The organism is Mucilaginibacter calamicampi, assembly GCF_042676765.1.
In the GTDB taxonomy this organism is placed as follows: Bacteria; Bacteroidota; Bacteroidia; order Sphingobacteriales; family Sphingobacteriaceae; genus Mucilaginibacter; species Mucilaginibacter calamicampi.
In genome coordinates this window covers 410,652-421,557 of the sequence record NZ_JBHTHU010000022.1, presented here as the reverse complement: position 1 = coordinate 421,557, position 10,906 = coordinate 410,652, and the positions used below count along the sequence as shown (strand labels likewise).

Genomic DNA, 10,906 nt, shown 5'->3' with positions numbered 1-10,906 from the left:
TATTCCACTCTTCGAATTGCTTCTCTGATTGGTTAACCGCGTCCTACCGCTCGTTACATGATTGCATCTTTTAAAAGAACTTTGCTCTTCCCCGTCACGGTTCAGATTTTATAGTTTATCGTTATTGCAACGATCACCTTTTCAAATTTTTATTACCGGAAATCGCTTCCGGCGTTTCGCTTATTTTAGCGCCCTTGTTTTGGGACTGCAAAGGTAGGAATCTTTTTTCCTTTTCCAAATATATTTTAAAATAATTTTTGGCTCCTTTTGCTATTGATTATTTCCTATTCTCTATATCACTTGTATCCGGTAAAACCTTCAAACTCACTAATCAAATCCCTCTTCAATGAACAACCCGCTTCTCTCATTTGCGGGCTGCAAAGGTACGCGGATTTTTATACTATGCAAACAATCCGCACAAAAAAAGCTTAGTGTAAAGTTAACACGCTGCATATGAGGGTGAAAAAATACAGCGTTAACACCGCCTGACAAGTAGCAAGCCACAAATTAGCATTGATAGCCCCTTATACTATATATAATAGGCGCAAAGAAATATCATCTTAAATATAAAAGCACTTGTACTGTTATATACTATATATACGTTAAAAGATGTTAAATAGGCTGTGGGCGCGTATTTGCTATTAGCCAGGCTATTATATTTACAGCCTACAAATAAAAATTGATTGACTTTGTATTATTATTATCTTTGCAAAATGTTTAAAAAACAACGATCGTTAGTTGGAGGGCTTTTAATACTGTTGCTTGTTGCTGCCGGAAGCTGCAAAAGCAAGTATGAAAAACTAAAAGCCAGCAATGATAGAACGAAAAAATTTCAGGAGGGCAAAAGGCTGTACGATAAAAAGCAATACAGTAAAGCGCTTGGGCTTTTTGAAACTTTATTAACTCAATACCGTGGGCAGGAAGGGGCAGAAGAGTTATTCTATTTAAATGCGATGGCCACTTATAAGTTAAAAGACTATACAGCGGCAACGTATTATTTTAAAGAGTACGCTAAAGATTTCCCTTCAAGCATTCATGCAGAAGAATCGCGTTATTTATCTGCCTATTGTTTATACCTTGATGCGCCCGTTTTTTCGCTTGACCAGGCCAGCACCTTGAAATCAATTGAGGCTATGCAGCTTTACATTAACCTTTACCAAAACGGGGAACATGTTGCTGAAGCCAACAAAATAGTTGATGAATTGCATGGCCGCCTTGAAGAAAAAGCTTTTGCTAACGCCAAGCTATATTATGTTACGGGCAACTTTCAGGCTGCGGTAATTACCTTTGGTAACACCCTGCGCGATTATCCGGATACTAAGTTTGCCGAAGAAATTGAATATATGAACGCAAAAGCCCAGTATGAGTATGCGCGCAATAGTCGCGAAACCAGGCAGGAAGAGCGTTTTGAAGAGGCTAAAAACTTGGCTGTTAGTTTTGTTGAGAAATACCCAAGCAGCAAATACCTTAAAGAAATAAATAACTTGAAAGGCGATAGCGAGGATGGGATTGCTTCGGTAAGGCGCATTATAGCGGCCGCCGCAAGCGACGAAAAGCTGGCCAGAAAACTGGCCCGTAAAGATTCAGTAATAAATAATCAATCACCATCACTAAAGATGGACATACATAAAAAAATACCAAACTAAAAAATGGATATGAGTACAAATATTAATAACAAACCGGCTGTTGCCAGCAGCACTGTAACCCGCGACCTGCGCGAACTGGATCAGGAAACCGGCAATATTTACGAGTCGTTAGTGATAATGGGCAAAAGAGCCAACCAGATATCTAACAACATAAAAGAAGAGTTGCATCAAAAACTTTCTGAGTTTGCTTCATCAAATGACAACCTGGAAGAGGTTTTTGAAAACCGTGAGCAAATAGAGATCTCTAAGCATTACGAAAAACTGCCAAAACCATCATTGGTAGCTGTTCAGGAATTTTTAGACGGTAAAATCTACTATCGCAATCCTAATAAAGAAGAATAGGCCCCCCGGCCCCCTGAAGGGGGAGCGAAGGTTATTTAAAAAACTAAACTCCCTATGGGAGTTTTTTTGTTATTTTACGTTATTAATTCCCCCCTTTAGGGGGTTAGGGGGCTTATGCTTGAAGGTAAAAATATAGTTTTAGGTGTGTGCGGTAGCATAGCGGCTTATAAATCTGCCACCCTGGTAAGATTGCTTGTTAAAGCCGGTGCCAATGTGCAGGTAGTGATGACGCCCGACGCCGCTAACTTTATAACCCCTTTAACACTTTCTACGCTATCAAAAAAACCGGTACTTAACGATTACTTTAAGCCAGATACCGGCGAATGGAACAACCATGTTGAGGTTGGCCTTTGGGCCGACTTTATGCTAATTGCCCCTGCAAGCGCCAATACATTGGCTAAAATGGCTACCGGGCTTTGCAATAATCTGCTCACGGCCATTTATCTATCGGCCAAATGCCCGGTTTACTTTGCGCCTGCTATGGATCTGGATATGTGGAAACACGCGTCTACCACCCAAAATGTAAGTAAACTGCAAAGCTTTGGCAATATATTGATACAACCGGGCAGCGGCGAACTGGCAAGTGGTTTGCATGGCGAGGGCCGCATGGCCGAGCCGGAAGAAATAGTAGATTTTTTAATTAACGATATAAAAAAGGCGTTTCCCTTAAATGGAAAGCAGGTATTAGTTACCGCCGGGCCAACGTTTGAAGCTATTGACCCGGTGCGATTTATAGGCAATCATTCCTCCGGCAAAATGGGCTTTACCATTGCAGACGAACTGGCTAAACTGGGTGCTGATGTAACATTAATTTCCGGCCCATCCGCACAAACAAGTAAGCAAAGATCTGTTAAACGTATTGATGTAACATCAGCTGCAGAAATGCTGGATGCGTGTCTGCACAATTTTGAAAACTCAAAGATCTGCGTAATGAGCGCGGCAGTTGCCGATTATACGCCTGTAATTGTAGCATCCCAAAAAATAAAGAAACAGGATGGCGGCCTTGTTATAGAAACAAAAAAAACCACCGATATATTAAAAACACTTGGCGGTATGAAAAAGCCCGGGCAGCTGTTGGTTGGTTTTGCCCTGGAGACGAATAACGAGGAAGAGAACGCCTTTGGTAAGCTAAAGTCAAAGAACCTTGATCTGATCGTTCTAAATTCGCTTAATGATGCGGGTGCAGGTTTTAAAGGCGACACCAATAAGATAACAATTATTGACAGCAAGCTTGGCAAAACCGTTTTCAACCTTAAAAACAAGGATGAGGTGGCCCGTGATATCTGCGCTAAAATACTTACCCTGGTATGAGATCTGTATTCCTTTATATAGCATTAAGCCTTTTTACTTTGAGCGTCCGGGCACAGGACCTGAACGCACGGGTAACTGTGTTATCCCCCAAGATCCAGACCACCAACAAACGAATGTTTCAATCGCTGGAAACAGCCATGAAGGATTTTTTGAATGGCCGCAAATGGCTGGTAGATCCGGTTTTACCGCACGAACGCATAGAGTGCAGCTTTGTGGTAAATATTACCAATTGGGATGGCAGCAGCAGTTTTAACGCGGAACTGCAGGTGCAATCTATACGGCCGGTTTTTAACTCTAACTATACCACCACCCTGTTAAATATAAATGATAAAGACTTTGATTTTACGTATACAGAGGGGCAAACCATAGATTATTCTGATCAGAACTTTCAATCCAACCTGGCATCGGTAATGGCATTTTACGCCTATATAATTGCCGGGGTTGATTATGATACTTTCTCGCGATTTGGCGGCACACCTTTTTACGCCCGCGCACAGAATGTCCTCACCATTGCTCAATCATCATCATACCGCGGCTGGAAAGCTTTTGACAGCAACACCAACCGCTACTGGTTAATTGAGAACCTGAACAACAAAGTATACGAGCCCTTGCGCGGCTTTTTATATGATTATCATCGTAACGGGATGGATCTAATGGCAGATAACGTTAGCAGGGCACGTAAAGCTATTGACAATTTTTTGCCCGTATTGGCCGATGTGGACAGGCAGCGCCTCGGCGCTATGTGGCCGCTGGTATTTTTCGCGGCTAAAAGTGATGAGTTGGTAAACATTTACTCAGCCGCATCACCACAGGAACGGGTGCAGGCATTTAACATTTTGATGAAAGCCGATCCATCCAACGGAATGAAATACCAGGCGCTCCAAAAATAAAAAACCGACCGCCTCTTATCAGAAACGGTCGGTCGTATTTAAATCAACATTCACTATTATTTCTTGCCGTCATCAGCATCCGGAACGGGAACGCTTATTATTTTATAAACCTTTTTACCATTCTCATCACCAGCATCCTGCAGATAATATCCGCTGGGTGTTACATAATATTTTTCTCCGTTAAGGTTAATTTTACGATAATCTTCGGGCAGGTTATCAACCAGGTCGCCTACCTGTATAGGCGGGGCATCCTGCGCATTAACATCATCAGTATTAAGTTCACCATCTTTACCTGCAATCTGGTAGCTAAGTGTTCCATCATCCTTGGTTATAGGCTGGTAATACACGCCATTTAACTCATAATACTGCACTCCGTTTATTACTATGGATTGCGCATTATCAGGCAATTGTTTAACCTCGGCACCTATTGGCGGCTCTACCACCGTAAAGGTGTTATCAGTTTGTTGATAATACATACCGCCACCATAGTAATAAAGCGATGGACCATAATAAAAAGGGTAATAACCATAGGGCAAAACGCTTACACTTAAACCTATCCGCGGAGCGTAATAAGATGAGTAATAGCCGTTGTGGTTATAATAAACGCCCTGCGGCCTTACCGAAATATAGTTGCGGCCATAAGGCAATCCATCCCATACGCGGTAAACACGGTTTGACCCTGCCAGCTGCCGGGTTGATGGCCTGCCGAAAGCGCCGCTACCACGGGCAATATTTACATCAACACCTCTGCGTGGCATGCCTGGATAGCTATTGGTACGCGGCGGGTAGGTGTTTGGCTGCCTGCCGTTACCTTGCTGACCCTGCGGAGCAACAACGCTGCCACCACGACGCCCATAACCCTGTGAAGAATTATCGCCACCGCGAGGCGGAGAATAACTTTGCGGTGGGGCTATGGAGGGCTGTTGTGGCCTTGCCATACCCATACCTGCAGAACCACCCTGAGATGGACCGGCACCACCACCGGTAACACCTCTGCGTTGGGCACTCGCCTCCGCTGCTATAAATAGCATTATGAGTAAAAGGGCCCCGGTTAATTTTATATGATGATTTTTCATTGTAAATTATCTCAATACTGCAGCCCTTAAGGGACAATAGTACTTTTTAGAGTGAAATAATGCAGGATAGTTTAATGCCTGCACCATCAACACGCAACAATAAATATACCTGAAAATATTGGATAAGATATCCTGAGGATCAGACAGTTTCTGATATAAAAACAAATTGATCAGCAAACTCTACTTTTATAACTCCATCTGCCGTGGTAACATAGGTGCCGTCTGCCATTGCTGATAGTCCGCTGCTTTTTAATTCATTGGGCATTGAATGAAAGGTGATAACCTCTCCCGCGGGTAACCATTTTGTAAAGCCCGAACTTATTGCATAACTTTTTTTATGCTGATGGAGTACTACCAGGTTAATGGCTAAAACAAAGGGGATATATTCTTCGGGCACAAACTCGTCTGTAATTATGTTAACTGCGCCGTACTGCTCATCGGTTAAAAAGCCCAGTGCTGCCCCTGCAGCAGGGTTATTATGTATTGAGATATAAGTTACATTGGATTGCATTACCTCACCAACATCATTACCCAATACGCGATCCACCTTAATACCCATCATGTTTAATTGCTCTGCAACTTGTGATGTAGCAATAACCGTAGGGCTCCACTCCAGCAGCTGGCCAAGCAGCTCATGGTCAAAAGTATCCAAACCGAGTATCAGCAGGGCGGGTTCTTGTTTTTCGCGGACTATATGGTGTGATGACAAAAACTTAAATTTAAATTGTCATTCTGAGCTGTCGCTCAGAATGACAATGGCGCAAGTTACTTAATTACTTCCTGTATCGCCTCCCCAATATTTCCGTTAGGTGCCTGTATATGTAGCAGGGCCGCTACAGTTGGTGCAATGTCAGTCATGTTGGTTGCGCGCACGGTGCTACCATGTTTAACACCCCAGCCCATAAAAACCAGCGGAATATGTGTATCGTACGGGTTCCAGGTGCCATGACCTGTCCCGGTGGGTGAGTTTTGGCCAAAACGACGCCCACTTAACCAGGCTGGCTGTAATACAACTTGTATCACCCCGCTATTTTGCCTGCTGTAGCCATTAATAATACGCGTACGCAAAGCCTCGGGAATACTCGCGTCTGCCGCTTTTTGCTGATCTATAACGAAAGCGACGCCCGGCTGCTTCTCTAAAAATTTAATGCAATCTGCCTTTATAGCGGCATCATCAAGTCCCGCCTTTGCTATAGCAACATTGTTAAGGTTAAACTGATAGTTGGTAAAAGATAGCAGCAAACGATCTGTTTTATATTTATCTAACAATATTTTATTTAAATCGCGCATAGCGGCTCCGTTGTCCCATACATCAGCAGGTACATTATTGTCGCGTAAAAAGCCGGTGTTATGCGCTGCACCGTGGTCGGCAGATAAAAACACGGTGTATTGTCCCTTTCCCACTTTGCTATCCAGGTAAACAAAGAAGTCGCTCAGATCTTTATCAAGTCTCAAGTAAGTATCTTCAATTTCCACCGCGTTAATACCAAACTGGTGACCAACATAATCTGTTGAAGACAGGCTCACCGCTAAAAAATCTGTAACAGCACCTTTGCCCATGGCTTCATTATCAATAGCTGCCTTAGCCAGATCAAGCGTCAAGGCGTTGCCATAAGGCGTGGTACGGATCATGCCCGCATTACCTTTATATAATTCGGATGTTTTTATAGGGAAACCTGATGTTGCCGCTCCGGCAAATTTACCTTCATATTTGCTTTCGTCAGGTAGCGTTTGCGCGTAGGTGTTAATTGGATAGAGGGTGTTCCAGTCTTTTTTAAGATAGGCATCAGGCAATTTTTTTGCATTAAAATCTTTCACCCATTGCGGCAGGTCCTTCATATAATAGGTACTGCTTATCCATGAGCCATTTTTGTCGTCAAACCAATAAGCTGCGTTGGCAGTATGCCCGGCGGGTAAAATACCCCCGCGATCTTTCAACGCTATTCCTATAACTTTTGAACGAAAATTGGTAGCCAATTTTAACTCATCGGTAACAGTGGTAACCAGCAAATTGCGGGGCGACATTTTTCCGGCGGTTGAGGTACTGCCAACCGTTTGCTCCGTGCTATCCTCAGTGCAATACATTGATTTTCCGGTTGCCTGGATAATAAAATCATTGCCGGCTATACCATGCAGCGCAGGTACCGATCCCGTATATATACTGCTGTGGCCTATAGCTGTAACCGTTGGAATATAATTGATATTGGTATTCTCGCAGGTAAAACCCTCATTAAGCATCCGTTTAAAACCGCCATTGCTGTAACGGTCATAAAAACGATAAAGGTAATCCCAACGCATTTGGTCAACCACTATGCCTACTACTAATTTAGGGCGGGGCAGCGTGGTTGAGGTGGTTGTACTTTTAGTTTTATTTTGGGCTGATGCAACCGTAAACGTGCAAACAAAAGCCAGCAGGACAATAGCTTTGATCTTCATGAGGGTTTTAAATGATTTGCAAATATCAATATTACAAATAAAACCGTACATGAAGTTTCTGTTAAGCTAACAATTAGGAATTGTGCTTAAATATACAGCGTAAAAAAGGCACTAAGCCTTCTTTACGTTTTGTAATTTATGATAATAGATGTACGAGCCGAATACAAACCCTAAGGCCACCACCATAAATGCCCAATCTTTAAATGCGAAACCCGCCATATAGAAGGCATACATTGCGCCAATAACATCAAACGTAAAACCGGCGTAAGCCCATTCCTTTAACCGCGGAAAACCGGGAACCAACAGGGCAATGGCACCTAAAATTTTTGCAACCGCAAGTAAGTGCAATACGCTATAAGGATAGCCAATAGCTTTCATCATTGCTTCGCCCTGAGGGTTAGGAAAGAAACTCGTAACAGCCGAAAATAACATCAGCGCGATAAGAAGCCCGGTAAAAATCCAGTAAATAATTTTCATGATTTTGTGAGTTAAGTTGATAATAAAGATGGTAATAAATATTTGATCATCACAAATATACATGGGTATAACCTACTGCATAGGTTGTAAAAACGACAAGTTTAGGGTGTAAGTAAGGCATTTTATGTTGGTCTAAATATATTACTTGCCGGGTAAAACATTACTCATTCCATATAGTTGTACTTACATATTCTACTTCTAATTAAAAAAATTTCCAATTAAAAAATCATCTGCTATGTTTCACCATGTTAAAGACTTACAATTTAATGCCAGGGTGTCCCGCCCTGATCCGCGTTTCGCCAACCTGCTGTTAGAGCAATTCGGCGGAGAAAATGGGGAGTTGGCCGCTGCCATGCAATACTTTACCCAAGCGTTCGGAGCTAAAGTTCCACACCCGGATAAGTATGATATGCTTATGGACATTGCCACCGAAGAATTTAGCCACCTTGAGATTGTTGGAGCAACTATTCAAATGCTGCTAAAAGGCGTTAACGGGGAGCTGAAAAATGCTGCCGATAGCTCTGAAATAATGCAAGTAATGGAAGGAAAGGCAGCTAAAGAAAACATTATTCACCAGGCGCTTACTGCCAACCCACAGTTTGCGGTGATAACCGGCGGTGGAGTAACTCCCCGCAATAGCCAGGGCATTCCGTGGTGCGCGTCGTACGTAAATTCTAATGGCGATCTTACCGTCGATCTGCGTACCAATCTGGCTTCAGAGTCAAGGGCCAAACTGGTTTACGAACATTTAATGAAATTTACTGACGATCCGTATATCCATGAAACCCTTTCGTTTTTAATGACCCGCGAAGTGGCGCATTACAAAATGTTTGAAGCTGCGCTAAACAGTATAGAAAACAATTTCCCTCCGGGCGTGCTGGCTGCTGATCCGAGATTTACGCAGCAAGCCTACAACCTATCAGCCGGTACCGTACGCGGCCCATGGAACGAAGGCGAAATGCCGGGCATGGGTAAAAACTGGGTTTACGTTGCCGACCCTATAGCGCAAGCTAATGAAACCAAAGGGCACACGGTTTTACCCGACGACTTCAACAAAGAGCTTAAGGCCACAGAAAAACTGGACAAGGAAATGAGCAAAATAAAAAGCGAAGAAGTGAAAAACGCCGAACCCGAAGGCGTGGCGCAATGGAGCGATTACAAGCCGGTTAAAAATTAAGCGCAACCGAAATTGTTAATAATTGATGGCCTTGCCCTTTTGGGTGAGGCCATTTTTATTACCCCAAAAACAGCAATTAAAAGACTACATTTTGCTATGCAGGGTGTATACATCCTGTGGTTGTATTGCCGGTTTTTTAACCAATTAAAGTCAATAAAAAATAAGCTAATTGCACTAAGTTATTGTTTTATAGTTCATTACAAATATAGTGTAGCCGTATACAGGTTGGGCAATCACCCGTATACGGCTACACCTGTAATAGTTTTATGCGGGATATTCAGCGGTGGCTCCTGGTGCTACGGGGTTTCGGTTTAACAAAGCCCCTACCATCAGCACCAACGCCGACAGGATGATTATCTGTATAACCATTGGCCGGCTTATTAAAGGTATCTGTAGCGTTAAAGGCAGCGAAAGAAACAACAGGATGGTGATGAGTCCGCGCGGCGCTACAAAAACCAATGGCATCAATGGTAATTTAGCTGCCTTTAAAACGAGAGCACGTACTATAAATATACCGGCAGTGATACCTACAGACCATGCCAAGGTATCAGTTGCTATCAATTCTTCCGTTTCTATCAGGTATCCAAACAACAGAAAAAAAAGAGCCCTTATTAAAAACGTGGCCTCTATGGTTAGTTCTTTAAATTTCTTTACCTCCACCCTCAATAGGTTAGGTTGCAGATTTTGAATAAAATGCAGATGCTTTATTTTATCCAGATTATTTAAAAACAGGCCAAATACCAGTATAAATACCAGCGACGGTAAATGAAAAACCTTTGATATTTCATACACCAGTATCACCAAAAACATAATAGGAACAAATTTAACATGGTGCTGAAGCCTGCTGAGCAGAAATGAAAGAGCTCCTGTGGCTACAAAAGAGACCACTACTATTATTATAAGTTCTACAAAGAATAAACTGAATGATAACACGCCAAAGCTGGTATGTTGTGTAATAAAATTGAAAAAAATTACGCCCACAATATCAGATATACTGCTTTCGTAAATTACGAACTCGCGCTGCCCCTGCGAGAAGTTACGCGTGCTGGGTATAGCTATTGAGCTGCTTATTATTGATAATGGTATTGCATTTGCCAAAGCGCGGTGCAGGCCGTAACCAAAGCAATAATGCATGGTAAATGCAACACCGAACGACAAAACGACAATTGGCAACAGGGCTACCCAGATTGATTTACCAATCAGCGATAATTTCTCTTTACTTAATTCCAGTTCAAGGGCGCCCTCTAAAACTATTAATATAAGCCCTATAGTACCCAGTATAGGTAAAACCCCGCGCAGGTCAAATAACACCACGTTAAACAGTGTACACAATTGCTTAACCAGGTAGCCCAGCCCTAAAAGCAATATTACAGAGGGTATTTTGGTTTTTGCCGAAGTGAAATCAAAAATATATGCAAGTAAAACTAAAATACACAATGTCAATATTATCCCTACCGTCATAGTTTCCTGGTTAAATACCTAAAATGCAATATACTTTTTTAAGGTAATTAACCGGATAATGTTTTAAAAAAGCGATTTTCTAAACTAAGG

The 10,906-nt window shown here is 42.4% G+C and carries 10 protein-coding genes; 5 read left to right on the top strand and 5 right to left on the bottom strand.

All coding sequences use genetic code 11. The annotated features are described in order from the left end of the window. Positions 1 to 713: 713 nt before the first annotated feature. The 4 genes from ACFQZS_RS19420 (at position 714) to porD (ending at position 4,189) form a co-directional block, all read left to right on the top strand. Positions 714 to 1,646, top strand: coding sequence for an outer membrane protein assembly factor BamD (locus ACFQZS_RS19420; RefSeq protein WP_377102710.1), 933 nt, complete (start codon positions 714 to 716; stop codon positions 1,644 to 1,646). Between the two features lie 9 nt (positions 1,647 to 1,655). Then, positions 1,656 to 1,988 (top strand): DNA-directed RNA polymerase subunit omega, encoded by a 333-nt coding sequence (locus ACFQZS_RS19415; RefSeq protein WP_377102709.1) that lies wholly within the window; start codon positions 1,656 to 1,658, stop codon positions 1,986 to 1,988. Between the two features lie 114 nt (positions 1,989 to 2,102). After that, positions 2,103 to 3,299 (top strand): bifunctional phosphopantothenoylcysteine decarboxylase/phosphopantothenate--cysteine ligase CoaBC, encoded by a 1,197-nt coding sequence (coaBC, locus tag ACFQZS_RS19410; protein WP_377102708.1) that lies wholly within the window; start codon positions 2,103 to 2,105, stop codon positions 3,297 to 3,299. Next, positions 3,296 to 4,189: a type IX secretion system protein PorD gene (gene porD, locus ACFQZS_RS19405; RefSeq protein ID WP_377102706.1), complete on the top strand. Its 894-nt coding sequence runs from the start codon at positions 3,296 to 3,298 to the stop codon at positions 4,187 to 4,189. The genes coaBC and porD overlap by 4 nt, the downstream gene beginning before the upstream one ends. A gap of 56 nt (positions 4,190 to 4,245) precedes the next feature. Here porD and ACFQZS_RS19400 read toward each other — a convergent pair whose 3' ends face one another. The 4 genes from ACFQZS_RS19400 to ACFQZS_RS19385 all read right to left on the bottom strand — a co-directional run bounded on the left by ACFQZS_RS19400 (position 4,246) and on the right by ACFQZS_RS19385 (position 8,178). Next, the gene (locus ACFQZS_RS19400; RefSeq protein ID WP_377102705.1) at positions 4,246 to 5,265 is read right to left on the bottom strand and encodes a DUF6515 family protein; all 1,020 of its coding nucleotides are present in this window, start codon (positions 5,263 to 5,265) and stop codon (positions 4,246 to 4,248) included. Between the two features lie 139 nt (positions 5,266 to 5,404). Then, positions 5,405 to 5,974, bottom strand: coding sequence for a thiamine pyrophosphokinase (locus ACFQZS_RS19395; RefSeq protein ID WP_377102704.1), 570 nt, complete (start codon positions 5,972 to 5,974; stop codon positions 5,405 to 5,407). A 56-nt stretch (positions 5,975 to 6,030) separates the two neighbouring features. Then, the gene (pafA, locus tag ACFQZS_RS19390) at positions 6,031 to 7,701 is read right to left on the bottom strand and encodes an alkaline phosphatase PafA (protein ID WP_377102703.1); all 1,671 of its coding nucleotides are present in this window, start codon (positions 7,699 to 7,701) and stop codon (positions 6,031 to 6,033) included. 111 nt (positions 7,702 to 7,812) lie between these two features. Beyond that, positions 7,813 to 8,178: a DoxX family protein gene (locus tag ACFQZS_RS19385; protein WP_377102702.1), complete on the bottom strand. Its 366-nt coding sequence runs from the start codon at positions 8,176 to 8,178 to the stop codon at positions 7,813 to 7,815. A gap of 235 nt (positions 8,179 to 8,413) precedes the next feature. On the opposite strand from ACFQZS_RS19385, the gene ACFQZS_RS19380 reads away from it, so the two are divergent. Further along, on the top strand, positions 8,414 to 9,355 hold the full coding sequence (locus ACFQZS_RS19380; RefSeq protein ID WP_377102701.1) for a manganese catalase family protein: 942 nt from the start codon (positions 8,414 to 8,416) through the stop codon (positions 9,353 to 9,355). Positions 9,356 to 9,619: 264 nt separating this feature from the next. Here the strand turns inward: ACFQZS_RS19380 and ACFQZS_RS19375 are convergent, their stop codons facing one another. After that, complete coding sequence (locus tag ACFQZS_RS19375; protein ID WP_377102700.1) at positions 9,620 to 10,816, bottom strand: sodium:proton antiporter; 1,197 nt, start codon at positions 10,814 to 10,816, stop codon at positions 9,620 to 9,622. Between the last annotated feature and the right edge of the window lie 90 nt (positions 10,817 to 10,906).